The sequence below is a fragment of the Gordonia soli NBRC 108243 genome, assembly GCF_000334455.1.
Lineage (GTDB): Bacteria > Actinomycetota > Actinomycetes > Mycobacteriales > Mycobacteriaceae > Gordonia > Gordonia soli.
Window position 1 is genome coordinate 1 of record NZ_BANX01000032.1, and the last position, 24,545, is coordinate 24,545.

A 24,545-nucleotide genomic window follows, 5' to 3' on the forward strand; every position below is an offset into this window, starting at 1 on the left:
GTAGAGCGCGAACAACATGCCACAGCCGTAACCGGTGACGCCGACCAGCAGAGCGGCGGCGAGCCGGTTGCGCAGCAGCGCGGTGGCCAGGGCGGCGGCGATCATGATGCCGCCGATGACGATCTGGGTCACCGAGTCGAAACCGTCGATGTCGAGGCGGTCGCGCGCGCCGAACGCGAGGGCGACGATCGGCACGATGATCGCGGTGCTGAGGATGACGCCCTGCGTGATCGGCAGCGATCCGCGCTGGGTGTTCCGGGTCAGCATCAGCGACAAGGTGTCGGCGCCGCGCAGGGTGGCGTCGTAGATGCGGTCGGCGTTGAGCAGCGGCCGGAAACCGAACAGGCGCTCGCGGAGTCGGCGTAGGAGCAGGAAGACCGCGGCGCCGGCGACGACGACGATGATCGAGAAGACCACGGGTAGACCGAAACCGTGCCACAGGGCGAGATGTTCGAGCTCGTGTCCGTAGGCGGGCAGGGTCTCCGCATACGGCTCGAACAGGTCGCCGACCTGTGGGCTGAAGATGCCGGCCGCGACACCGGCGATCGACAGCAGGACGGGCGCCGCCAGGAACATCGGCTTCGGCGGATGCATCTTCGCGACGGCCGGACTCGGCTGGGAGCGGACCTTGCGGCCGAAGGCTCCCCACAGGAACCGGCAGGTGTAGGCGAAGGTGAGGATCGACCCGATCAGCATCACGATGTCGATGGTCTCGGCCTGCCACGGCACGAATGCGCCGGTGTCCCATACCGAACCGAAGGCCGTCTCCTTGCCGACGAAGCCCAGTGTGAACGGGAGGCCCGCCATGCTGGCCCCGGCGATGGCGGCGGTGACCGCGAGCACCGGGAGTCGGTGCCCGAGCCGGGCGAGCTTGCGCACGTCACGGGTTCCGGTCGAGTGGTCGATGATGCCGACCACCATGAACAGGCAGGCCTTGAAGAAGGCATGGGCGACCAGCATGGTGATGCCGGCCATCGCGACGTTGGCATCGCCGATGCCCACCAGCACGGCCATGAAGCCGAGCTGCGACACCGTGCCGAACGCCAGGATGAGTTTGAGGTCGAGTTCACGCAGCGATCGCCAGCCGCCGATCACCATCGTGACGAGGCCGAGCATCACGACGGCGACCTGCCAGGTGATCGCGGTCGAGAAGGCCGGGGCGAGACGCGCGATGAGGTAGATCCCCGCCTTCACCATCGCGGCTGCGTGCAGGTATGCGCTGACCGGTGTCGGCGCGGCCATCGCGCCGGGCAGCCAGAAGTGGAACGGCACGATCGCAGATTTGCTCAGGGCGCCGATCAGGATGAGCACGACGGCGGTGTCCACATAGACGCCTGCCGACGGCGGGTGGGAGATGATGTCGGAGAGCAGGTAGCTGCCCGACCGCTCGCCGAGCATGATGATGCCGACGAGCATGGCGAGCCCGCCCGCGGTGGTCACCAGCAACGCCTGCGTCGCCGCACGTCGGGACGTCGCGCGCACGGCATAGAAGCCGACGAGCATGAACGACAGCACGGTGGTGAGCTCCCAGAACACGTAGAGCACCAGCATGTTGTCGGAGACGACGAGTCCGAACATGGCCGCCGCGAAGGCGATCATCTCGCCGCCGAACACGGCGACGCGCGGGCGGACCTCGTCGAAGTAGTGCGCGCAGTAGCAGAGGACCAGCGCGCCGACCCCGAGGATCAGCACCGACAAGATCGCGGCGAGGGTGTCGAAGCGGGTGACGATGTCCATGTCGAGGACGGGCACCCAGCGGACGGTCTCGACGACCGGGGGACGATCGGGGTCGGGCCAGTTGGCGATCACCCATACGAGTGCGCCTGCCGGCGCGAGGGCCAGGACGTAGAAACCGCGGGTCCCCAACCAGTGGATGACTGCAGGCGCAATCAATGCGCACAGGGCGAGCGCAGCCAACACTGAGATCAAATGGGCACTCCGTCTTTCGATCCGGGCGGGGTGTCACGGGCACTGCCCGCACGCCCTAGCTTACCGTTACGTGCATGGACGGGTTCAGTCGGCTGTCCGGGTCGAGGCGTCTGTCCGGTCTGGTGAGCGTGCTTGTCGTGATGGCTGCACTGCTCGCCGGGTGCGGCGGCGGCGACCGCGAGGCACCTCCGGGCGCAGCTCTCCCCGGTGATTATCCGCTCGCATCGGTGCCCCTGTTGACGGGCACGGTGCTGACCGCGAACGGCAGTCGTGCCGACGGGTGGTCGGTGACGGTGCAGGGCAACCGCGAGGTCGGCGATCCACTCGATGCCGCGGTCCGCACGCTCACCGATGCCGGGTTCACCGAGTCGCAGCGGACCTCCGACGCCGGGCAGACGGTGGTGATCCTCTCCGGTGGTCCGAAGAACCAGACGTACTGGGTGCAGGTGGGCACCACGCCGCGTGCCGCAGGTGGACCGATGTCGGTGTTCTACCAGGTCAACACGGCCTGACACTTCTCACGGGCGTGCTCGCTCGCCCCGCAGGTCCGTCGCCGCCGGGCGCAGGCTCCTCGCGGCCGCGCGCAGGCTCCTCGCCGCTCACAGCCGACGCACAGTCGTCGCGCAGTCGGGCGCCAGGACCCGTCGCCATCGTGGACTGCACTGTCGGGGACGACCCCGGCCGGTCGTCGTCGACTGCACTCGACGACGACGAGCGCGACGAAAGCGAGCAGTCCATGACGAGCACCACCTCCGACCATCGGTCGGCGAGCACGGGTTCTCCCGCCGCCCATCCGTCCGAGATCTCGGGACATCATCCGACCGACCACGTGGCGGCAGGCGACGAGCGACTGGCGCGGGCATCCACGGCTCCCGACCCCGACACGTCCGAGCACCCGACCACGCCCATCACCTCCGGCGCTCAGGCACCTGTTCCCGTGACCAACCAGGGCGTGGCCGGCCAGGCCCCGACTGTCGCGTACGGCCCGCGGCCGCCACATCAGCCACCGCCGCCCGGTGCGTACCCGCCTGCCGCCCCGGGGCCGAGCGGGCCCGAGGCGCAGCGTCCCGGCAATCTCAAGAACGCAGTGGTCGCGGGCGGCATCGGCGTCGCCGTGGTCGCCGGCCTGCTCGGGTTCGGTGCCGGCTACGTGGTCGGTGACTCGTCCTCGTCCGGTGCGCAGTCGGGCGTCATGCAGCAGGGAGGTCCCGGAATGGGCGGAAACGGCGGTATGGGCGGCGGCATGGGCGGCTTCCCGGGGTCGGGTCAGAGCGGAGGCACCGGTCAGGGCGCTACCACCGGTCAGGGTGGCACCGGTCAGAACGGCGGTTCGGGGTCGGGCGGACAGGTCCCCGGCGGCTCGGGCGGCCAGCAGGCACCGGACGGCTCGATGCAGATGCCCGGTCAGGGCACGATGCCTCAACAGGGGTCGGGGCAGAGCGGTCAGTCCTCGTCCGGGACCAGCACCGGCGCCTGATCCGCGCCGAGGGTCGGTGACCCGCCGAGGGATGCGGGTCACCGACCGGTGTACGGCGTCGCGCAAATTCGTTTGCTGCGATGACCATTCGCAGAGCACCATCGACTGCCATGGCCTACGAGCTGGACGAGGTGGCCGTGGAGCAGTTCGTCTCCGACGGCTTCGTGAAGATCGAGGGTGCCTTCGAGCGGGCCGTCGGCGAGCGGTGCCAAGCCGCGCTGTGGGATGAGATCGGCCTTCTAGCAGACGATCCGGAGGCGTGGACACAGTCGCTCATCTGGGTGAACGGGATGGCCACGCCGCCGTTCACCGAGGTGGCGAACACCGACGTGTTGCTGTCCGCGTACGACGCACTCGTCGGGCGCGACCGGTGGCGCCCCCGCCTCGGTATGGGCACGTTCCCGCTGCGGTTCCCCAGTGCGGACCCGCCGGAAGCAGCGGGATGGCACGTCGAGGCGTCCTTCGCCGGTGACGACGGCGGTCTCCGGGTGAGCCTGCGATCGCGTGGTCGGGCTCTGCTGATGCTCTTCCTGTTCTCCGACGTCAGTGCTGACGATGCGCCCACCCGCATCCGGGTGGGCTCGCACCGGATGGTGCCCCGCTTCCTGGCCGATGCCGGACCCGACGGGCGTCCGTGGATGGACGTCTGCTCCGATGTCGTGCCCGCGACCGAGCATCTGCCCGAGGTGACCGCGACCGGTCGGATCGGTGACGTCTACCTCTGCCATCCCTTTCTCGTCCACTCCGCCCAGGGACACCACGGTGTCGTTCCGCGGTTCATGGCCCAGCCGCCGTTGGAACCGATCGGCGAACTGGATCTCGATGCCGATGACCCGACGCCGGTGGCGCTGGCGGTCCGGCGCGGGTTGAGTGGGGTGGATGGCTGACCGACTGAGACAACTGGCCGAAGCCGACGAGCGGCGACTTCTCGACGCGGCGTTCTCCTACCCGGAGGTCGGCGCCACGGCGGGCACGCTGCCTGCGGGGTACCACCATATGTCGGTATCGTCCCGGATCGGTTCGGGCGCCGACGTGTTCGATCGCGCGCGGCAGGCGATCCTGAGTTGGCAGGTCCAGCTGAGATCGGGTGCGCGTGTCGCGAGCAGTGCATCGACGGTCGTGTCCGGTGCGGTCGCCGTGGTGTCTCTCGGTGTCGGACCGTTGCGGCTACATGCGCCGGTCCGGATCGTGGAGGTGATCGACGATGGTCGGCAAGCGGGTTTCTCGTACGGGACACTGCCGGGTCACCCGGAGTGCGGCGAAGAGCGCTTCGTCGTCGACCGCGCTGCTGACGACGCGGTCACCTTCACCGTGACCGCCTTCTCGCGGCCAGGCAGTCTGCTCACCCGCGTCGGCGGCCCGGCGGCCCGCATCGCGCAACGCCTCATGGCCGAGCGGTACCTGCGCGCGCTGCGTTCGTGACGTCGGCAGGGCTGTCGCTCATTCCCGCGACCTCATCTCGTATCCGCGACTTCGACTGAGGTCGCGGGCTCGAAACGAGGTCGCGGCAGCGTTGTCGGTCACCCCGGTGGTCGGGCTTGGGCGAGCGCACGGTCGGGGTGGTGGCGGTTGTTGACGCGTGGCCTCGGTGGTCCGTTGATGGGTTGGGTGGTTGCTGGTGGGGTCCAGGTGACTCGGCCGGTGGTGCGGTCCAGGCGGGTTGTCCATTGGTCTCGGCGTGGGCCGGCTGCGCTGTTGTGTTTGGGGCAGGCCACGCCGAGTGCGTTGATGTCGGTGCGTCCACCTTCGGCCCAGTCGGTGAGGTGGTGGGCTTCGGAGTGCATGGCGGGTTGGTCGCAGTCGGGTGCGGTGCAGCCACGATCTCTGGCGAACAACGCCATGCGTTGGGCTCGGGATGCTGTGCGGCGGGCACGTCCGAAGTAGCGGAGAGTTGAGCGATCCGATCCAGCACCGCATCGAGTTCGCCGTAGGCGGAGACCAAGTCGTCGGCCGAATCTGATTGTGCGGCAGAGCCCGACAGTTCTCGGCCACCGCGCACCGCACAACTGACACCTCAGCGGATCACGCTGTGCATCAACCACACCGCGCCACAGTCACGTGCCATAAATCCGAACTCGGCTGCGCCACGATGCAGGTTCCCGCGGACATGCAGCCCGAGCGCACGATCGACGGGGCTTGTCTCGGGCTCGATCGCGTTGGTCCGATCTTCCCGGGTTCGATGGTCGGTAGTTGTCTCGTTGTCGATCGTGCGCTCTGAACCGTCGACCGTGCGCTCGAGATCGTCGACCGTGCGCTCTGAGCCGTCGACCGTGCGCTGGAAATCGTCGACCGTGCGCAACCGCTACCACAGCACAACTGACTCCCCAGCGGATCGTGCTGTGCACCAACCACACCGCGCCACGGTCACGTGTCAGAAATCCGGGACCCGGCGACAATCGGCACTCGATCGCTCGTCGACAGCGTTGCTTCGAGACGGTTCGTCTCCGCTACCGCGACCTCATCTCGCATACGCGACTTCGGCTGAGGTCGTGGGAACGAAACGAGGTCGCGGCCGCGTTGTCGGCCCGATATCGGCTCAGATCCGATCGAACCGCATCGACATCCACGGTATCCAGATGCCGTCGACGACGCGCTCCCACTCGGTCGTCATGTGATCGGGACCCGCCCGATGTGAGAACCAACTCCGCACGCCATCACCGCTGAGCAGCAACAGGTCCGGAGCTTCTGCAGAGAGTCGCATGACACCGGGTGTCGGCGACTCGTCGAACGCGTACATGGACCACCCGCCGTCGGGGTGGGCGCCGCCGATCAGTTCGTGCGCCACCGTGTGCTCGCTGCCGATGTGCACGTCGACCTCGTGCGCGATCCAGGCGCCGCCGGGTAGCGCGGTGTAGACGTCGGTGCCGTCGATGTGTGCGGTCGCCCGGCCGCTCTCGTCGAGAACCGTTCCGGTGCTGTGCCATCGACCGAGAGTCAGCGGCAGGTCGTCCACCGTCGGGGTCACGCCGAACCGGACAGGGCAGTGGCCAGGATGACGGTGTTCGCCGACGGGTCGCGGAGGATCGCCAGTCGGAACTGACCGGACGGGACGGTGAACGCCTCCCCGTCGATGCCCCGACCGGCGACCTCGCGGAGCGCATCGTCGACATCCGGCACCCCGACGATCACGTCGTGCCCGCCGGCCCGCTCTGGATCGTCGTACAACTGCACTCCGCGGTCGGCGTCGAAGTACCACTCTGCCGACGGCGGCATCGGCCGACTGTCGGGTTGCCGTCCGAACAGCGCGGAGTACCAATCGACGGCCGCCTCGAGATCGGCGACGAACTGCACGGAGATGATCTGGGTGACCTGCATCGGGGTCCTCTCGTTTCGGTCGTCCTGTCGTGTTCGGCCACATATGTCGACCACCGACGCGCCCCGAACTCATCGGTGGAGGGGATGGGCGACACCGCCGAAGGCCGTGCGTCGAAGGGTGGGAGCAGCGATGATCAGGTCATGAGCACTGCGAGATCGGTGGACGTCGACGGAGTCGGGATCGCCTGGTACCTGACCGGGCCGGAGGTCGCCGACCATCGCCCGCTGCTCCTGGTGGGCCTGCCGATGGACGCGAGCGGTTTCGCCACACTCTCGTCGCACTTCGACGATCGCACGGTGATCACCTACGACCCGCGCGGTGCGGCGGGGAGCGTCGACGGTTCGTCCGCTCCGCTGTCGATCGACACCCACGCCACCGACCTGCGCCGCGTGCTCGAGGCTGCTGATGTCGGAGTCGTCGACGTCTTCGCCAGCAGCGGTGGGGCGGTGACAATGTTGGCTCTGCTCGCGCAGGCACCGCATCTCGTGGGAACCGTGGTCCTGCACGAGCCGCCCCTGACCACCGTGCTACCGGACCGGGTGGCGGCGACGGCAGTCGTCGACGAGATCGCCGCGATCTACCGCGACCACGGGTTCGGGCCGGCAATGGCCGCCTTCATCGCGGCCGGTGGCCATCTCGGCGAGTTCCCCGACGGATGGTCTCCGACGAGCGGACCGTCGGCGGCAGATCTGGGATTGCCGACCGACGACGACGGCTCACGAGATGACGTGATGTTCGCACGCACGCTGTACGCCAGCACCGGCCACGAGCCCGACCTCGAGCCGCTCGCCGAGATCGCCGGCGTGATCGTGGCCTCGGGAGAGGAGTCGCAGGGGCAGCTGATGGCGCGTGCTGCGCACGCTCTCGCCGACGCGACGGGGTGGCCCCACGAGATGTTCCCGAGTCACCACGACGGTTTCCTCGGTGGTGAATTCGGCCAGCACGGCGCGCCCGCGGAGTTCGCCGCCCGACTCCGCGAACTGCTCGACGGCTCGTGACGAACGGTCCGGTTCCGGCTGTGGTGATCGGAGGTCTAGTCGACCCGACGTTCGGCGTAGGCGCGCAGGTTCTCGACCTGCGCGGCGTCCAGCGACGGCCGGACACGGGCACGCGCATCGGCCACATCGTCCGCCGTGACGGTGGCGGCGTCGATGTTTCGCCGCATCGCTGACAACGCGGCCTCGCGCAGCAGCGCAGAGCAGTCGGCCGCCGAGTAGCCGTCGAGATCGGCTGCCAGCGAATCGATGTCGACGTCGTCGGCCAGCGGTACGTGGCGTCCGGACGTCCGGAGGATCTCTGCGCGCGCATCGGCATCGGGCGGCGGGACGAACACCAGACGCTCGAGTCGACCGGGGCGCAGTAGTGCGGGATCGATGAGGTCGGGGCGGTTGGTGGCGCCGAGCACCACCACATCTTGCAGCGGCTCGACGCCGTCGAGTTCGGTCAGCAGCGCCGCGACCACACGGTCGCCGACACCGGAGTCGCTCGACTGTCCGCGACGCGGGGCGAGTGCGTCGACCTCGTCGAGGAAGATCAGCGACGGTGCGGACTCGCGGGCGCGGGCGAACAGGTCGCGTACCGCCTTCTCCGATGAACCGACCCACTTGTCCATCAGCTCAGCACCTTTGACGGTGTGCACCGACAACCGTCCGGACGCGGCGAGCGCGCGCACGACGAACGTCTTGCCACACCCGGGCGGACCGAACAGCAGGACGCCGCGCGGTGGCGCGACCCCGAGCCGGGTGAACGTGTCGGGATGCTGCAGCGGCCAGAGCACGGCCTCGGTCAGCGCCTGCTTCGTCTCGACCATGTCGCCGACGTCGTCGAGCGTGATCGAGCCGAGCGCGACTTCGGGGGAGTCGAGTCGCGAGACCGGCCGGATCACCTCGAGCGCGCCCAGCAGATCGGCTGCGGTCAGAGCGGGATCGGCTCCGGCAGAGGCTGATCGAGCAGCCGCACGCAGCGCCGCCTCGCGGGCGAGCGCCGCGAGGTCGCCGGCCACGAAGCCGGGGGTCCGCGCGGCGATGGTGTCGAGGTCGAGATCGCCCTCGGACGGCACCCCGGCCAGGATCGCGCCGAGCAGCCGACCGCGCAGTGCGGCGTCGGGCAGGGCGACGATGAGTTCGCGGTCGCAGAGCGACGGATCGCGGAGCCGACTGTCGAGCTTGATCGGTTCGGCGGTGGTGGCGATCAATGCGATGGTGCCGTCGCCGATGGCCGCACGCAGTTCCTCGAGGATGAGCGTCGACACCGGCTCGACCTCCGCGGGGAGCAACGCGTCGACGTCGGTGACCAGCAGGACGCCGGGTGCGTGGGCGCGCAGATCGGCGATGGCGCCGGCGATGGCGTTCAGGCGGGCGGTCGACTCCATGGCACCGACCGTGGGTCCGTCGACGGTGGCGACCCGGCGGTCGGCGCAGACGGCCCGCACCAGTGTCGCCTTGCCGACACCTGCGGGGCCGGTGATCAGCACCCCCAGCCGCGGGGCAGCACCGAGGGTGCGTAGGACCTGCGGCTCGTCGAGGGTGATGGACAGCCATTCCTGGAGCTTTCCGACCTGGGTGTCGACACCGACGAGCTCGGACACACTGCGTGGCCGTGCGGACGGGGGTGGGGTGGTCGGCGACTCCACCGGAGTCGCGGGCCGCGCGACCGCCGGAGCGGCGTCACCCGACCCGGACGGCGCAAGCGTCGTCCGGGCATCGTGCGCAGCAGCGCCACTCGAACTCGCGGCATCGTCGGCCGGAAGTACCTGTCGCGCAGACTTGTCGACCGGTTCCGAGGTGGACCATCCCTGCCGTACCGATGTGGTTCCCGGACCCGCGGTGGCCGCACGGCGCTCGACCGACGAGGTGCGTGCCGACGCGGATGCCCCGGCGGTTGCCCAGAGCACCGCGGTGTTGGTCTGCACGCTGACCGGTCCGCCCGGGTCGGTCGTCGACACCGTCAGGAGTTCGTTGGTCCAGGTGATCCCGACCGACCGGGCGAGTGAGCGCGTCGCCTCCCCGGCCGCGAGTTCGGGACCGAGATCCCGTGGGAGGAGTGACACGGCGTCGCCGACGGTCAGCACCTTGCCCAACAGTGCGCGCCGCAGTGTCGACTCGGTGACCGACTGGCCGGCCAACGCGGACCCGGTGACCGTCACATGGGCCGCGCCGTGGACCACCACGGGCGCGAGCACCACCGACGCATCCTCGCGCACACCGGCATTGGAGAAGGTGATGTCGTCGAACAATGCGGTTCCGGTGGGCGTTGCGTCGTCGGCCGCGGCCACCACGGCAGCGGTGACGCGAGCACCGGTGATCGACACCGCATCCCACTCCCGCAGCCCGAGCGCGGCGAGCACCTCGGGATGCACCCGCACTATGCCGCGCCGGTTCTCGGCCGCAGATGGATTGAGTCGGGCGGTCAGGGTCAGTTGCGCGGTCATCGATCTCCCCGGGTCTCGATGTCGTCCGATGCGTCGTCCGGTGCCCGATGCGGCTGCTGCGGGCGGGCCGGCCGCCGTAGTCCCAGACGAGCCTGCGATTTGCCGCGGTTCGGCAGGCGGCGGACGACGACACCGCGGCCATCGCCGGCGCGGGATGCCCGACGCTCGGCACGTCGCTCGCGCGGCGGGGCGTCCCAGTGTTCCGGCCGTGAGGCGACCCAGCGCTGGCTACGCCACGCGAACGGGATGTGCGCGAGGTATCCGCCGATGCCGATCATCATCAGGACGTACGGGTACGTGAGCAGCAGGGCGGCCCCGATCGCGACCAGGATGAGAACGCCGGCGAGGGCGCGCGGCGGAACCGATGCCGCCTTGAGGGATGCGGTCGGTATTCGACTCACGGCGAGCAGCGCGATGAGGATCATCCAACCGCCGACCACCGGTAGCGACGTCCACCAACCGTCACCGAACTGCTGCGCCAGACCGATCGGGAGGAGCGCCGCCAGCGCCGCTGCGGGTGCGGGTACGCCGACGAAGAAGTCTCGCGTGTATGCAGGCGCGTCATCGTCGTCGAGCAGTGTGTTGAAGCGCGCGAGCCGCAACACGATCGCACAGGTGTAGATGAGGGTGAGGACCCACCCGAAGTCGGCGCCGTCCATGAGGTGCAGGTAGACGATCATGGCGGGCACCACGCCGAAGTTGATGGCGTCGGCGAGCGAATCGATCTCCGCGCCGATCCGGGAGGTGGCGTTCATCATCCGCGCCACCCGGCCGTCCAGACCGTCGAGGAGCGCAGCCGCGACGACCAGGCCGAGGGCGAGGTCGATCTGATTGTCGTAGGCGGCCCGGACGGCGGTGAGTCCTGCGCAGATCGCGAGGATCGTCAGCGCCGACGGGACGAACATCCGACCGGCCGCCGCCTGTCGGCCGAAACGCCCACGGTCGCCGCGCTCCCGATCACGACGGTGGGTCCGGTCGTCGTTTCGGGACAGGCGTCGGCGCACTGATCGCGACGTCGGGTTGCGGAACGACCGGCGTGATCGACCGGCGGAGCTGGTGATCATCCGCTGAGGTCGGCGAAGACCGTCTCGGCACCGATCGCGCGCTGTCCGACGCGGACGCGCGGTGTGGTGCCCGGCGGCAGGTAGATGTCGACGCGTGAGCCGAAGCGGATGAGGCCGTACGTCTCGCCGAGCGTCAGGGAGTCGCCGACCCCCGGGTTGCACACGATCCGTCGGGCGATCAGCCCGGCGATCTGGACGACCGCGAGGTCGGCACCCGAGGCGGTGCGGAGGGTCATGGTGGTGCGTTCGTTGTCGCGGCTCGCCTCGGGGAGATCGGCTGACAGGAAGGCACCCGGCGTGTGGGTCACCGAGGTGACCGTCCCGGCGATCGGCACGCGCTGGACATGGACGTCGAAGATCGACAGGAACGTGGAGACACGTGGCCGTGGTTCGTCGCCCAGACCCGATTCGGCGGGCGGTACCGCGGAGTCGACGAGTGCGATGGTGCCGTCGGCGGCGGCGACCACCAGATCGTCACCGAGCGGTGGCACCCGCGTGGGGTGTCGGAAGAACGCGGCGCAGGCACCTGCGGCGAGCGCGGCGGGGCGGGAGATCCAGTGGTGCCGACGTCCGAGCAGAGCGATGGCGGCCGGCCCGGCGACGAAGGGGATACCTGCCGGGTGGACGGGCGGGATGGTCTCGCGGGCCAGGTCGAGGAAGTGTGTGAGCGACCCGGCGGGTACCCCGGTTCCGGCCTCGTCGGTCGGGCGCGGTCGTCTGGCCACCGTCAATACCTCCGTCTCGGCCTGCTCGGCCGCTGGGTTCGCGAACTCGCTGCTGAAGGGGATACGGCACGGACCGCGTCATGGTGTGGTCCGTACCGGCGCGGACCCCGGCGCTCGAGTGGTCGGGGCGCCGTTGCAGCTTAACGAAGCCGTCCGGGCACCAGCCACCGACCGAAGCGGCCCGTCAGAGCACGATCACTTCGACGCGGGTGCCCGCGATGACCGATTCGGTGTCGACCGGCACGTCGATCAGTGCGTCCGCTGCGGCGAGATAGCGCAGGTGATGCGACGACGGCGGACCGATCGGGTCGACCGTGGGACCGTCCGGACCGGTGCCCAGGACACCCCGCAGGAACTGGCGTTTGCCGCGCGGTGACCGGATGTCGGCGGCGACCGGCACGGTGATGCGTTCTCGTTCGGGCGGCAGGCCCATCGCCGCCCGCAGTGGGGCGCGGAGGAAGACTTCGAACGAGACGAGTGCGCTGACCGGGTTTCCCGGCAGGGTGACGATCGGCACGTCGCGTCCGGCGGTGGACCGGATGTGCCCGGCACCCTGTGGCATGCCGGGCTGCATCGCGACCTTGACGAACTCCACGCCGCCTGTTGTGGTCAGGGCTTCCTTGACCACCTCGAATGCACCTGCGCTGACGCCTCCCGAGGTGATGATCAGGTCGGCGTCGCCGGAGATCTCGTCGAGGCGTGCCAGGAAGCCGGACGGATCGTCGGGCACGAAGTGCACGTGACGGGCATCCGCGCCGGCCTCGACGGCTGCAGCCGCCAACATCGGGCCGTTCGACTCGTAGATCTGGCCGTATGCCAACGCGTTGCCGGGTGCGACGAGTTCGGACCCCGTCGACAGGACGATCACCCGGGGGCGGTGGAACACCTCGACGTCGGCGAGGCCGAGCGCGGCGAGCAGGCCGAGTTGCGGTGCGCCGAGCCGAGTTCCGGCCGACAGAGCGCGTTCACCTGCCTCGATGTCGGAGCCGGCGCGCCGGATGTGGCGACCGGTCTCGACAGCGTCGGCGATGGTGACGATGTCGGTCGCGGCGTCGGTGTACTCGACCGGGACGATCGCGTCGGCGCCGTCGGGTAACGGCGCGCCGGTCATGATCCGATGTGCGGTGCCGGGGGCGAGCACCAGATGGTCGGTGCGTCCGGCCGGTATGTCCTCGGCGACCGCGAGTCGGACCGGCGCGGTCGCGGTGGCACCGGCGACCTCGGTGGCCCGGACGGCGTAACCGTCCATGGCCGAGTTGTCGAAGCCGGGGAGTCCGATCGGCGCGGTGACTTCCGTCGCGGTGACGGCGCCGAGGGCGTCGGGGACCGGGACGGACACGGTCCGCCGGTCGGGGAACAGGGCCGCAACGGCGGCTCGGTGGTCGGCGACCGATCGCATCTGCCCAGCATGCCATCTTCCAGTGAGCGGGCCGGTCAGTCCCGTCGCCGGTGCGACCGCGTGCGAGGTGGGGCGGTCGCCACTAGCGTGGTCATGATGACGATGGGTCTACTGCTCGACATCGACGGGGTGATGGTCACCTCGTGGGAGGCGCTGCCGGGCGCCGTCGAGGCTGTGGGCACGCTCGCCGAGCGGGGGCACCCGCGTGCCTTTCTCACGAACACGACGTCCCGCTCGCGCGCGCAGATCGCACAATCGTTGGCCGACTGTGGGTTCGAGGTCGACGCCGACGAGATCCTGACCGCGGCCCGACTCACTGCGGGGTTCGTCGCCGCCAATCACCCGGGAAAGCGGGCGTGGGTTCTCAACGACGGCGACATCTCCGAGGACATGGCGGGTATCCCCCTGACCGACGACCCGGATGAGGCGCAGGTGGTGGTCCTGGGCGGTGCCGGACCGGTGTTCACACACGAGACGTTGTCCACGGTTCTCGACAAGTTGCTCGCCGGTGTGCCGGTGGTGGCCATGCATCGCTCGATGACCTGGTCCACCGCGGCGGGTCTCAGCATCGACACCGGCGTCTATCTGGAGGGGCTGGAGAAGGCCGCGGGCAAGCGGATCCGGGCGATCGGCAAGCCGTCGCCGCTGGGGTTCCGGGCCGCCATCGACCACATCGGTCTGGAGTCGTCGCAGGTGTTGATGGTGGGCGACGACATGCACAACGACGTCCTCGCGGCCCAGGCGTCGGCGTTGGTCGGGGTGCTCGTGCGCACCGGCAAGTTCCGACAGCCGGCACTCGACGCATTGCAGCGTGACGAGTTCGGGCCGGTTCCCGACCATGTCATCGACTCGGTCGCCGACCTCCCGAAGCTGGTCGAGGAACTCGACAAGACCTGATCGAACCCGGAGACGGCTGTTCCCGCTCACCGATCTCGTGCACGCTCATCACGACAGGTGAGCGCGGACGAGACCGATGAACGGGAACCCTGTTCAACCGGCTTCAGGCGCGGGACGACTCCGCGGCTCGCTTGATCTTGCCGAGGGTCTCGGCCATGCCGAGCTTCAACTCGGCCTCGAAGGACTTCTCGCCGCCGAAGAGCTTGTCGACCAGCACCGACGAGATCTTGGTCGTGGTGGTCGGGACCTCGCGACGTTCGGTGACGGTCACGCCGTTCGGGGTCTCGGTGAGGGTGTAACTCCACACGGTCCGGTTCTCGACGACACGGAAGCCGAGTTCCTTGTCGGGTTGGAAGCGGATCACCTTGGAGGTGGTCGGCCACACGAGCGGGCCCCGACGGTTGATGTTGATCGTGCGGGTGCCCAGTCCGATGTCGCCGCCGCGGATGATCATCTTCTTGCACTGCGGGCTCCACTCGCCCATGCGCTTGAGGTCGGAGACCACCGACCACACCTGCTGCGGTGTTGCCTGGATCTCGATGGATTCCTCGATCAGCGGCGCTGCCATGTCACTCCCTGGGTCGTCGGCGCGCGTGTGTCCGCGGCCACATCGACCCCACCCTAGAGTCCTATTGTCTGACCGTCAATAAGCGCTGCGAGGTCAGCCGAGTCACCGATCGACGGCGGGGCCGCAGCTCAGAAGAGCAGGGCTGCGCCGATGATGAGCCCGACACCGACGAACACCGCGGCGCTGATCCAGCCGGCCGGATGGTCGTCGTCGTCGAGCAGCACCGACCCGAGCTTTCCGGGGGTCAGCCAGTCGATGAGCACGAAGCTCCACATCATGACGGCGATGGCCAGAACCGCATAGAGGGCGGTGTATCCGACGCCACGCCAGAGGTAGAGGCCCTGCGAGGTGTAGATCCCGCCCAGCAGCACCACCGACAGTCCGATGACCTGTCCGATGACGAGCCGCACCGCGTTGCGGTTTCGATCGATCCACACCAGCGTGCGGAGCTTGCCGGGTGTCACCAGGTCGAGGGCCAGGAACCCGACCACCAGCAGGCCGATCCCGACGATCCCGTAGGCGGCCGCCGAGGCGAGGTTGTCGCGCAAAGGTTCCAGCATGTCTCTCCCGTCCTGGCCACGGCCCCGGGGTCGCGGTGATCGCCGGTGGAGGCCGATCCCGGAGACCCGGCGGAGAGCCCGAACGGCTCGCCAGTAGAACCCTAGCGATCAGCTGCCCGCGACCGGAACCTCTTCGCCGCGCAACGCAGGCAGTCCGAGGTTGTCGCGCAGCGTCGTTCCCTCGTAGGAGGTGCGGTAGACGCCCAGTTCCTGCAGATGGGGGACGACCTCGTCGACGAACCGATCGAGGCCACCCGGGGTGATGTGCGGGACGAGGATGAAACCGTCGCTGGCGTCGGCCTGCACGAGGCGGTTGATCTCGTTCGCTACGGTGGCGGCTGAGCCGATGAAGGCCTGACGCCCGGTGACCTCGATGATCAGCTCGCGTGTCGAGAGGCTCTTCGACTCCGCGAGTTGCCGCCACTCGTTCGCCACGTCGCGCGGGTCGCGGTGGATGCGCACACTCGCCCGCCCCTTCGCGACGGTGTTCTCGCCGGGGAGCGGGTCGATGGTCGGTAACGGCCCGTCGGGATCGTGGTCGGAGAGGTCGCGGTTCCACAGTTGTTCGAGGAACTTGATCGCGGTCTGCCCGCTGACCTGGGCCAGCCGCACATCGTGGGCGATGTCGGCGGCGTCGGCATCGGTGTCGCCCAACACGAAGGTCGCTGCGGGCAGGATCAGCAGATCGGACGCGGCACGCCCGTGTGCGGGCAGGCGCCCCTTCACGTCGGCGTAGAACTCCCGACCGGCGTCGAGTGTGGAGTGGCGCGAGAAGATCGCATCCGCCTGCGCGGCAGCGAATTCCCGGCCCTCGTCCGAGTCGCCGGCCTGGAAGATGACCGGCCGTCCCTGCGGACTTCGCGGTACCGGGAACCGGCCCGCGATGTCGAACTGATCGTCGTGATGGACGAACGACCCGGCCTCGGCCCGAGCGAGGAACCGACCGGTGGTCGGATCCGCCACGATGTCGTCGGCGCGCCAGGAATCCCAGAGTTCCGTTGCCACCTGGAGGAACTGACGTGCCCGCGAATAGCGCTCCTCCTTGGGGAGATAGCCACCCCGACGGAAGTTCTCGCCGGTGAACTCGTCCCAGGACGTGACGACGTTCCACGCCGCGCGGCCGTCCGACAGATGGTCGAGACTTGCGAATTGGCGGGCCACCTCGAGCGGCTCGTTGAAGGTGGAGTTGATCGTGCCCGCGAGACCGAGGTGTTCGGTCACCGCGGCGAGGGCCGAGAGGATCGTGAAGGTGTCCGGCCGCCCGACGACGTCGAGATCGTAGATCTGCCCGTTCTGTTCGCGTAGACGCAGACCTTCGGCGAGGAACAGGAAGTCGAACAGCCCACGCTCGGCGGTCTGGGCGTAATGCACGAACGATTCGAATTCGATGTGGCTTCCGGCGTCGGGATCGCTCCACACGGTGGTGTTGTTGACTCCCGGGAAATGGGCTGCGAGATGGACCTGCTTGGTCATCGGACACCTGCCTGGGCGGTTGAGGTGGTTCGTGTGCCGTACCTGTTGGTCGGACGCGGGAGACCGAGGCGACCGCGAAGCGTCCCCGACCATCCGTCGACGGGTGTCACGGCGCGACCGAAACCGCTGCGCCGCTGCAGTTCCGGTGCGACCTCGGCGACGATGAGATCGAGGTCGTGGGGGATGGTCGCCGGTTGCAGGCGGACCCCGGTGACACCGGTGCCGCCGACCAGTTCGGTGATGTGGTCGACCAGATCGGCCGGCGTGCCGACGAACACCGGTGCGCTGCGCGGGATGCCGATCCCGGCCGCCTCGTCCAGGCGCGCGAGCCGTGCAGCCGCGGTTGCGACGTCGGCGTCGAGCACCACGATCAGGTCGGCGAACACGTGCACCGTCTCCTCGGTGCGACCAGCGGCCGATTGTGCGGAACGGATGGCGTCGACGGACGCGCGGGCGGCGGTCGCGTCGGTCGCCGGCACGAATCCGACGTCGGCGACCCGACCGATCAGTTCCGCCGATCGCGCACCGTGGTCTGCGGCGGCGACGATCAGGGGCTGCCCCTGTGGAGGTCGCGGCGTGATCGACGGACCGCGCACCGAGAAGCGGGGACCGTCGAAGTCGATGTAGTGCAGACGGTCCCGGTCGACGAACCGGCCGGTCGCCACGTCCCGGATCTCGGCGTCGTCCTCCCAGCTGTCCCAGAGACGGCGCAGCACCTCCGCATAGTCCTCGGCCTCGGCGAGCAGTTCAACGGTCCCGGAGTCGTCCCCGGCGATCTCGCGGCGACCGAACAGGGCGGCATCCGCGGCGCTCGTGGCGATGGACAGTTCGACACCGGCACGGCCCGTGCTCACGTAGTCGAGCGTGGCGATGGCCTTGGACGTGTGGAACGGCTCGGTGTGGGTGGTGACGGCGGTCGGGACGATCCCGATGCCCGGTACCGCAGGAGCCACACGCGAGGCGAGGAGTACGGCGTCCACCCGGCCGGTCAGCAGGTCGGTGCGATCGTCGGTCGCCGTGGTCAGTCCGGGGTGGGCGCCGAAGGAGTCGTCCAGGGTGACCAGGTCGGCACCGGCTTCGCCGGCCCGGGACACGAGATCGATCCAGCGCTGCGCCCGGACGACCTCGGTCGGTCGTGCGCCCGGCTCACGCCAGGCGGCCGGGTGGCGTCCCGTGCCACTCAGACCGATCGCCAGGTGGCGCGACTGTCCGTCGCTCATCGAAGTCCTCCGAATCCGCACGTGATGGGGCCACCCGAGAGTGGCTGTCGTCGGGTCAACGTCGCGACCGGTGGTCCGATTCTCCGGCCGGGCACTCCCGATCACGCTGAACGCAAACCTGGCGGGTGACAGTGATCCGGCCTGTACTGGGGGATCGTCGGCGCAGTCTGCGGCGGCACATTGCAACGAGATCGCGGAGGGTGGCTCATGTCCTGGGTGTCCGGACCGTCGCTGGCGAACACCATCGGCCCGTCACGCTCCGAGACTTCGCGCTCCGGTTCGTCGGGTTCCCGGCCGTCGGCCCTCACCCAGGTCTTCGCACGGGTGGGCCGGTCGCTGTCGGCGCGGGTCTCCGAGGTCGACGCCGCCACCCTGGTGCGCGGTGCTGCCTCGACGTCGCCGGAGCTCGCTCGATCAGTTGTGCTGCTCGACGTCGCCCGAGTCGACGGTCGGGGCTGACCCGACGGTCGCGCCGCGTCCCGGGCGGATCTCGCGGACCTGTGGCCGGGTGAACCCGGCGTCGACGATCGTGTCCGGCAGTCGGTCGGTGATCGCCGACGCGGAGGCGGCGTCGGCGAACACGACGACGGAGCCGCCGAAGCCACCACCTGTCATCCGCGCACCCAATGCGCCGAGATCTTTCGCGGCGTCGACGATCCGATCGATCTGCGGGGTGCTGATCTCGAAGTCGTCCCGCATCGAACGGTGTGAGGCATCCATCGCGACGCCCAGCGCGGTGAAGTCGCGATCGCGGAGGGCGCCGGCGGCGTCGAGCACTCGTGCGTTCTCGGTGAGGATGTGGCGAGCACGAGAGCGTATCGGACCCTGCGGCAACGACTCCCAGGCATCGGATGACGCCTCACGCAGCGAGTCGACTCCCAGTTCCGCGGCGGCACGTTCGCAGCTGGCCTTGCGTTCGGCGTACTCACCCGCGACGTGTTGATGGGCCGACCGCGAATCGATGACCAGCAACCGGACCTGATGGTCGAGCTCGCACGGGATCGGCGCCACCGCCAGAGAGCGGAAGTCGATGAGTAGTGCGGTGTCGACGTCTCCGTAGAGGCTCGACAGTTGATCGAGCAGCCCGGTCGGTGCACCGACGTAGTCGTTCTCCGCACGCCGCGCGAGACGCGCGATCTCGTGGCGGTCGGGGCGCGCATCGGCGGTCAGTGCGAGGAGGACGGCGCATTCGAGCGCAGCCGAGGACGAGAGTCCGGCACCGACCGGGACGGTCGAGTCGACATGGAGCGTGCCGCCGCGGATCCGGTGGCCCGCCTCGCGGAGCGCCCACGCGCAGCCGGCGACGTATGCGCCCCAGCCGCCGACATCGCCGGGACGGGTGTCGCGGTCGATCACACACGTGTCCGGCTCGGCCGTCGAGGTCGCGACCAACCGGTCGTCGTCGACTCCCGGATCGGCGGGTCGGTAGTCGACCGTCGTGCCCATCGGTAGGGCGATCGGCAACGCGAACCCGAGGTTGTAGTCGGTGTGCTCACCGATGAGGTTCACCCGTCCGGGCGCATACGCGCGGATCGCCGTCCCGGTCATCGGATCACCTCCCTGAGCTGAGCGGCGATGTCCTCGGGTGTCTTGTCGGTGACGAAGGCGTCGCGTCCGGACTCCGACCCGGCGAGGTACTTGAGTTTGTCCGAACTCCGCTGCACGGAGAAGAGTTCCGCGTGCAGGTACCCCTCGGCGGCGTCGGATCGGTACTGGTGCCACGACGCGATGTACGGCAGGGGGAAACCGTAGAGGTCGTCATAGCCGCGCAGCACCGACAGATAGACGCGGGCCAGATCGTCGGCCTCGGCGTCGGTGAGCTCACCGAGATGTCGTCGATGTCGATTCGGGTAGATGTGCACCTCGGCAGGCCACCGCGCCGCGAAGGGAACGAATGCGGTGGTGTGCTCGGTGCGGACGAGAATGCGTTCGCCGGAGGCTGTTTCGGCTGCGAGGATGTCCTCGAACAGATTGGATCCGGTGGCTGCGCGGTGTGCCTGTGCCTCGCGGATCATGGTGCGGGTCCGATGTGTTCGGAACGGGTAGGCATAGATCTGCCCGTGTGGGTGGCTGAGGGTCACGCCGATCGCCTCGCCGCGGTTCTCGAAGCAGAACACCTCCTCGACGCCGTCTCGACCGAGCAGATCGGTTGTTCGTTGAGCCCAGACGTCGACGACCAGTCGCGCGCGTTCCGGGGTGAGTCCGGCGAACGACGCCTCGTGGTCACTGCTGAAACAGACGACCTCGCAACGGCCGTGGCCTGGTTGCTCGACGGTCAGGTCGCCGTCGTCGGCGGTCAGTGCGAACCCGGAACCCCGATGTGCGGTCGACAGGGAGGGGAAACGGTTCTCGAACACCACCACCTCGTAGTCGGCGGCCGGGACCTCGCTGGATCGGCCGCTCGGGTCGGGGCAGAGGGGACACATCTGACGGGGCGGCTTGTAGGTCCGCAGTTGACGCGCTGGGGCGATCATCACCCAGTCTCCGGTCTGCGGGTCGCGGCGCAGCAGTGTCGGCGTTTCGGTCGGCTGCGGCGGGAGTTCGCGATGGTCGGCCGCGGGGACCGGCTCGGACTCCTGCGCGAAGAACAAGATCTCCCGTCCGTCGGCGAGCGGCGCGCGCACCGGCGTGGGCAGCGCGCGCGGTCCCGGCGGCGCCTGCGGATCTGTATCGATCACGAGTTGCCCTCCGCCACGACGAGATCGACCACCCGTGTCAGTTCCGCTCGCCGGCCCTCCGAGAGCCCGTCGTCGGTGACGAGGTGGTCGACCCGGCCGAATCCGGCGTACAGGTGCGCGCCGATCTCGCCGTACTTCGTGTGATCGGCGATCACCACACACGAGCGTGCGGTACCGAGCAGCTTCCGGTTGGTCTCCGCCTCACCGAGGTTCGGTGTGGTGAATCCGGCCAGTGGGTCGATGCCATGGGTGCCGACGAACGCCCGATCGGTCCGGAACCGTTCCAGCGCGGCATTCGCGATCGGTCCGACGAGGGCGTCGGACGGTGTCCGTTGGCCACCGGTCAGCTGTACACCTGACGACACCACCTCGTCCGCCGACGGATCGGTGAGGAGATGGAAGATGGACACGGAGTTCGTGATCACCGTGACGTCGCGTCCACGGAGCAGACGAGCCAGCTCCAAGGTCGTGGTCCCGGCGCCGATCGCGAGAGTCATCCCGTCCTCGACCAAGGACAGAGCCGCGGCTGCGATCGCACGCTTGGCCCCGGGTTCGCGCTCAGCCTTGGTCGACGACGGCGGTTCGAGTCCGCGCGCCGACTGCTCGGGGTCGGTGCGTACGGCACCGCCGTGCACCTTCGCGATCTCGCCATCGGACTCGAGCCGGTCGAGATCGCGACGGATCGTCATCTCGGAGACGCCCAGTTCCTCGGCGAGGTCGGTCACCCGGACAGCTCCACGACCCACCACCGCGGCCAACACATGCCCACGTCGTTCAGCTGCCAGCATGGACAGAGACTATCAACATCGCACGGTTTCGAACATCAAATGCACGGAATCGATCAACCATCGTGTTGCCTTCTGTTAGTTTCTGAGCGGTCAATGTCGACTCGGTACTCAAGGAGGTCGCCCGTGAACCTGGCGTCCGAGACGCTCCTGCGTCTGAACACCGGTGTGTTGGACTACGTCCTCATCGCCGTCTACTTCGCGTTCGTGCTCGCGATCGGCTACCTTGCGCGCCACCGCGTTGCCACCAGCCTCGACTTCTTCCTGTCGGGGCGATCACTCCCCGCGTGGGTGACCGGTATCGCCTTCGTGTCGGCGAACCTCGGTGCCGTCGAGATCATGGGGATGTCGGCCAACGGCGCCCAGATCGGACTGGCCACGATGCACTACTTCTGGATCGGCGCCGTGCCCGCGATGGTGTTCCTCGGCCTCGTGATGATGCCGTTCTACTACGGCTCCAAGGTGCGCAGTGTGCCGGAGTTCATGCGCAGGCGCTTCGGAACCGGTGCGCATTTGGTCAACGCGTTGAGCTTCGCGGTGGCACAGGTGTTGATCGCCGGCGTCAACCTCTTCCTGCTGGCAACCGTCGTCAACGCGGTTCTCGGCTGGCCGCAATGGGTCTCGCTGATCGTGGCGGCCGCGGTGGTGTTGTCCTACACCGCGCTCGGCGGTCTGTCGGCTGCCATCTACAACGAGGTGCTGCAATTCTTCGTCATCCTCGCGGCGCTGGTGCCCCTCACCGTGATCGGGCTGATCAAGGTCGGCGGGTGGAGCGGACTGAAGGAGAAGATCGTCGACACCCACAGCGGGAGCGGGGCGGTCACGGCGACGGTCGGCGACCAACTCTCGTCGTGGCCCGGGCAGGCGTTGAGCGGCTTCTCGTCACCGGTGTGGTCGGTCGTCGGCATCGTCTTCGGCCTGGGATTCGTTCTGTCCTTCGGATACTGGACCACCAACTTCGTCGAGGTGCAGCGCGCGATGGCCTCGGACTCGTTGACCTCGGCCCGCCGTGCTCCCATCCTCGGTGCGATCCCGAAGATGTTCATCCCCTTCGTCGTGGTGGTGCCCGGAATGATCTGTGCGGCAGCGGTCGGCGACATGATCCACCTCAAGAACTCGGGCGCGGGCGACGGTGTCACCTACAACGACGCGATCCTGCTGATGATGCGCGACATCTTGCCCAACGGACTGCTCGGCGTCGCGGTGGCCGGCCTCATCGCATCGTTCATGGCGGGCATGGCAGCGAACGTGTCGGCGTTCAACACCGTGTTCAGTTACGACATCTGGCAGCAGTACGTGGTCAAGAATCGCGAGGACGGGTACTACATCACGGTGGGGCGGGTCGCGACCGTGGCGGCCACTGTGCTCGCCATCGGTACCGCCACCATCGCGGCGGGCTACTCGAATCTGATGGACTACCTGCAGACCCTGTTCGGGTTCTTCAACGCCCCGTTGTTCGCGACCTTCATCCTCGGCATGTTCTGGAAGCGGATGACCCCGACCGCTGGATGGGTGGGCCTCGTCGGCGGAACCGCCTCGGCGGTGACGGTTTTCGTCCTGCAGGAGACCGGGGTGATCGACCTGCCCGGCCAGGGCATGCCCTTCGTCGCGGCGTCGATGGCGTTCATCGTGGACATCCTGCTGTCGGTGGTGATCTCGCTGGTGACCAGACCGAAGCCGGAATCCGAACTCGACGGTTTCGTCTACTCGCTGACCGACAAGTCGAAACTGCGCGACATGACGGCGAACTCGCTGCCATGGTTCTCGCGCCCCGTCCCTCTGGGCATGATCGTCCTCGGACTGGTCATCGTCCTCAACGTCGTCTTCCACTGACGATTCCGACATGAGTGAGGAGAACATCATGGCCGAGATCGACTCCGCGAGAACCCGCAAGGATCGAATCCTCGAGCGGCTGTTCGACATCCGCAACATCATCGCCGAACTGCTCGGCATCTACGGCGTGGCTCTGGTGATCGCCGGTCTGCTCCCCGCGGCAGCCGAGGCGGGAGCCGGTGATCATCCGCACTCCACCGACCCGGTGGATCTGTCGGCGGGGAGTTCGGCCAACATCTGGGTCGGTATCGTCCTCTTGGTCGTCGCCGCCCTGTTCGCGATCCGCGCCGCGATCAAGCCCAACGGTCGCAGCACCGGTGTCGGCGGGAACGGGTGAGTACGACTGCGAGTCCCGATGGTGCCGGCGACCTTCGGTCGGAACCCGGCAGCGACGTCGAGTTGCGTGCGGGCGATGTGGTCGCCCACCTCACCGACCTGGGTGGGCGTCTCACATCTCTCTCCGTCGGTGGCATCGACATCCTCGAGCCGGGCGATCGATTCGGGTGTTTTCCGATGGCGCCGTGGTGTGGCCGGATGCGTGACGGTGAACTCCGGAGCGCCGATGGGGTGCACCGGTTCCCGCGCAACGACCCACCGAATGCGATCCATGGTGTGGTCCGCGATCGCCGGTGGCGGATGCGCGAGTTCAGCGCCTCGACGGCCGCGATGGATGTGCGACTCGACCCGGCGTGGCCCTACCTAGGGTCGGTGCACCAGGAGGTGGAGGTGCGGCCGGACGGACTGACGATGCGACTCCGGGTTTCGGCCGAAGACAAATCGTTCCCCGCGCAGGCCGGCTGGCATCCGTGGTTCCGTCGGCAACTCACCCACGAATCAGGTTCGTGCCGGATCGGGTTCGACCCGGCGTGGCAGGAGGAGCGGGGTGACGACCATCTACCGACCGGCCGTCGGGTCGAGCGGCGTCCGGGCCCGTGGGACGACTGCTTCGGCATGCCCGACGGCGTCGACGTGCGACTCGACTGGGGTGATGTGTTCGGTCTCCGCGTCGAGAGCGATGCACGATGGGTGGTCGTCTACGACGAGCGACCCGGCGTGGTGTGCGTCGAGCCGCAGACCGGCCCGCCGGACGGGATCAACTCGGCGCCCGAAATGGTGCTCCCCGGAACAGAACTGGTGGTCACCACGAACTGGTCGTGGTGACCACCGGAGGTTCCGTGTGGGCGGTCTGCG

The 24,545-nt window shown here is 68.6% G+C and carries 26 protein-coding genes; 10 read left to right on the plus strand and 16 right to left on the minus strand.

Annotated elements, in window-relative coordinates:
- Positions 1-1,929: proton-conducting transporter transmembrane domain-containing protein (locus GS4_RS19380; protein ID WP_007623737.1), on the minus strand; the 1,929-nt coding region annotated here is incomplete at its 3' end.
- A 74-nt stretch (positions 1,930-2,003) separates the two neighbouring features.
- Between GS4_RS19380 and GS4_RS19385 the strand changes: the two genes are divergently transcribed.
- From GS4_RS19385 to GS4_RS19400, 4 genes are all read left to right on the plus strand, one after another.
- The gene (locus GS4_RS19385) at positions 2,004-2,441 is read left to right on the plus strand and encodes a hypothetical protein (RefSeq protein ID WP_007623739.1); all 438 of its coding nucleotides are present in this window, start codon (positions 2,004-2,006) and stop codon (positions 2,439-2,441) included.
- 224 nt (positions 2,442-2,665) lie between these two features.
- On the plus strand, positions 2,666-3,406 hold the full coding sequence (locus tag GS4_RS24930; RefSeq protein WP_245555780.1) for a hypothetical protein: 741 nt from the start codon (positions 2,666-2,668) through the stop codon (positions 3,404-3,406).
- A gap of 110 nt (positions 3,407-3,516) precedes the next feature.
- Positions 3,517-4,293, plus strand: a complete 777-nt coding sequence (locus GS4_RS19395; RefSeq protein ID WP_007623741.1) for a phytanoyl-CoA dioxygenase family protein — start codon at positions 3,517-3,519, stop codon at positions 4,291-4,293.
- Positions 4,286-4,828, plus strand: a complete 543-nt coding sequence (locus tag GS4_RS19400) for a DUF1990 domain-containing protein (protein ID WP_007623742.1) — start codon at positions 4,286-4,288, stop codon at positions 4,826-4,828. Before GS4_RS19395 ends, GS4_RS19400 begins: the two co-directional genes overlap by 8 nt.
- 98 nt (positions 4,829-4,926) lie before the next feature.
- Here the strand turns inward: GS4_RS19400 and GS4_RS25350 are convergent, their stop codons facing one another.
- The 4 genes from GS4_RS25350 to GS4_RS19415 form a co-directional block, all read right to left on the minus strand.
- Positions 4,927-5,190 (minus strand): hypothetical protein, encoded by a 264-nt coding sequence (locus GS4_RS25350; RefSeq protein ID WP_439644629.1) that lies wholly within the window; start codon positions 5,188-5,190, stop codon positions 4,927-4,929.
- Between the two features lie 230 nt (positions 5,191-5,420).
- Positions 5,421-5,705, minus strand: a complete 285-nt coding sequence (locus GS4_RS25895; protein ID WP_007623744.1) for a hypothetical protein — start codon at positions 5,703-5,705, stop codon at positions 5,421-5,423.
- Between the two features lie 237 nt (positions 5,706-5,942).
- On the minus strand, positions 5,943-6,371 hold the full coding sequence (locus tag GS4_RS19410; RefSeq protein ID WP_007623746.1) for a hypothetical protein: 429 nt from the start codon (positions 6,369-6,371) through the stop codon (positions 5,943-5,945).
- Complete coding sequence (locus tag GS4_RS19415) at positions 6,368-6,721, minus strand: VOC family protein (protein WP_007623747.1); 354 nt, start codon at positions 6,719-6,721, stop codon at positions 6,368-6,370. The genes GS4_RS19410 and GS4_RS19415 overlap by 4 nt, the downstream gene beginning before the upstream one ends.
- A 141-nt stretch (positions 6,722-6,862) precedes the next feature.
- Between GS4_RS19415 and GS4_RS19420 the strand changes: the two genes are divergently transcribed.
- Positions 6,863-7,720: an alpha/beta fold hydrolase gene (locus GS4_RS19420; protein ID WP_040511145.1), complete on the plus strand. Its 858-nt coding sequence runs from the start codon at positions 6,863-6,865 to the stop codon at positions 7,718-7,720.
- 35 nt (positions 7,721-7,755) lie between these two features.
- Here GS4_RS19420 and GS4_RS19425 read toward each other — a convergent pair whose 3' ends face one another.
- The 4 genes from GS4_RS19425 to moeA all read right to left on the minus strand — a co-directional run bounded on the left by GS4_RS19425 (position 7,756) and on the right by moeA (position 13,340).
- Entirely contained in the window at positions 7,756-10,152 is a 2,397-nt protein-coding gene (locus tag GS4_RS19425; protein ID WP_007623749.1) for an AAA family ATPase, read from the minus strand.
- Positions 10,149-11,216 (minus strand): CDP-alcohol phosphatidyltransferase family protein, encoded by a 1,068-nt coding sequence (locus GS4_RS19430; protein WP_083862796.1) that lies wholly within the window; start codon positions 11,214-11,216, stop codon positions 10,149-10,151. The genes GS4_RS19425 and GS4_RS19430 overlap by 4 nt, the downstream gene beginning before the upstream one ends.
- The gene (locus tag GS4_RS19435) at positions 11,213-11,941 is read right to left on the minus strand and encodes a phosphatidylserine decarboxylase (RefSeq protein ID WP_007623751.1); all 729 of its coding nucleotides are present in this window, start codon (positions 11,939-11,941) and stop codon (positions 11,213-11,215) included. The genes GS4_RS19430 and GS4_RS19435 overlap by 4 nt, the downstream gene beginning before the upstream one ends.
- 184 nt (positions 11,942-12,125) lie before the next feature.
- A complete protein-coding gene (gene moeA / locus GS4_RS19440) occupies positions 12,126-13,340 on the minus strand; it encodes a molybdopterin molybdotransferase MoeA (protein WP_007623752.1) in 1,215 nt (404 codons plus the stop codon).
- Positions 13,341-13,436: 96 nt separating this feature from the next.
- Between moeA and GS4_RS19445 the strand changes: the two genes are divergently transcribed.
- On the plus strand, positions 13,437-14,237 hold the full coding sequence (locus tag GS4_RS19445; RefSeq protein WP_040511149.1) for an HAD-IIA family hydrolase: 801 nt from the start codon (positions 13,437-13,439) through the stop codon (positions 14,235-14,237).
- A gap of 103 nt (positions 14,238-14,340) precedes the next feature.
- Here GS4_RS19445 and GS4_RS19450 read toward each other — a convergent pair whose 3' ends face one another.
- From GS4_RS19450 to GS4_RS19465, 4 genes are all read right to left on the minus strand, one after another.
- Positions 14,341-14,805, minus strand: a complete 465-nt coding sequence (locus GS4_RS19450) for an SRPBCC family protein (RefSeq protein WP_007623756.1) — start codon at positions 14,803-14,805, stop codon at positions 14,341-14,343.
- Between the two features lie 128 nt (positions 14,806-14,933).
- A complete protein-coding gene (locus GS4_RS19455; protein WP_040511150.1) occupies positions 14,934-15,362 on the minus strand; it encodes a DUF350 domain-containing protein in 429 nt (142 codons plus the stop codon).
- Positions 15,363-15,473: 111 nt separating this feature from the next.
- Positions 15,474-16,838, minus strand: coding sequence for an NtaA/DmoA family FMN-dependent monooxygenase (locus GS4_RS19460; RefSeq protein WP_007623763.1), 1,365 nt, complete (start codon positions 16,836-16,838; stop codon positions 15,474-15,476).
- Complete coding sequence (locus tag GS4_RS19465) at positions 16,835-18,058, minus strand: LLM class flavin-dependent oxidoreductase (RefSeq protein WP_007623765.1); 1,224 nt, start codon at positions 18,056-18,058, stop codon at positions 16,835-16,837. The genes GS4_RS19460 and GS4_RS19465 overlap by 4 nt, the downstream gene beginning before the upstream one ends.
- Positions 18,059-18,265: 207 nt before the next feature.
- Between GS4_RS19465 and GS4_RS19470 the strand changes: the two genes are divergently transcribed.
- Complete coding sequence (locus tag GS4_RS19470; protein WP_007623766.1) at positions 18,266-18,517, plus strand: hypothetical protein; 252 nt, start codon at positions 18,266-18,268, stop codon at positions 18,515-18,517.
- On the opposite strand, the gene galK is transcribed toward GS4_RS19470, so the two are convergent.
- Genes galK through GS4_RS19485 form a run of 3 tightly spaced genes read right to left on the minus strand, consistent with a single transcriptional unit; the run spans position 18,473 to position 21,524 of the window.
- The gene (gene galK / locus GS4_RS19475) at positions 18,473-19,606 is read right to left on the minus strand and encodes a galactokinase (protein ID WP_007623767.1); all 1,134 of its coding nucleotides are present in this window, start codon (positions 19,604-19,606) and stop codon (positions 18,473-18,475) included. The two genes, GS4_RS19470 and galK, sit on opposite strands and share 45 nt — an antisense overlap.
- Entirely contained in the window at positions 19,603-20,736 is a 1,134-nt protein-coding gene (gene galT, locus GS4_RS19480) for a galactose-1-phosphate uridylyltransferase (protein ID WP_007623768.1), read from the minus strand. The genes galK and galT overlap by 4 nt, the downstream gene beginning before the upstream one ends.
- Positions 20,733-21,524 (minus strand): DeoR/GlpR family DNA-binding transcription regulator, encoded by a 792-nt coding sequence (locus GS4_RS19485; protein ID WP_040511130.1) that lies wholly within the window; start codon positions 21,522-21,524, stop codon positions 20,733-20,735. Before GS4_RS19485 ends, galT begins: the two co-directional genes overlap by 4 nt.
- Before the next feature lie 93 nt (positions 21,525-21,617).
- Between GS4_RS19485 and GS4_RS19490 the strand changes: the two genes are divergently transcribed.
- The 3 genes from GS4_RS19490 to GS4_RS19500 are packed head-to-tail and all read left to right on the plus strand — an operon-like array spanning position 21,618 to position 24,515.
- Positions 21,618-23,354, plus strand: coding sequence for a sodium:solute symporter family protein (locus tag GS4_RS19490; protein ID WP_051989788.1), 1,737 nt, complete (start codon positions 21,618-21,620; stop codon positions 23,352-23,354).
- Positions 23,355-23,364: 10 nt separating this feature from the next.
- Positions 23,365-23,691 carry a hypothetical protein gene (locus GS4_RS19495; RefSeq protein WP_007623771.1) on the plus strand — a complete coding sequence of 109 codons (327 nt, stop codon included), beginning with the start codon at positions 23,365-23,367 and terminating at the stop codon, positions 23,689-23,691.
- Entirely contained in the window at positions 23,688-24,515 is an 828-nt protein-coding gene (locus GS4_RS19500) for an aldose epimerase family protein (protein ID WP_007623773.1), read from the plus strand. The genes GS4_RS19495 and GS4_RS19500 overlap by 4 nt, the downstream gene beginning before the upstream one ends.
- The last annotated feature ends 30 nt before the right edge of the window (positions 24,516-24,545 follow it).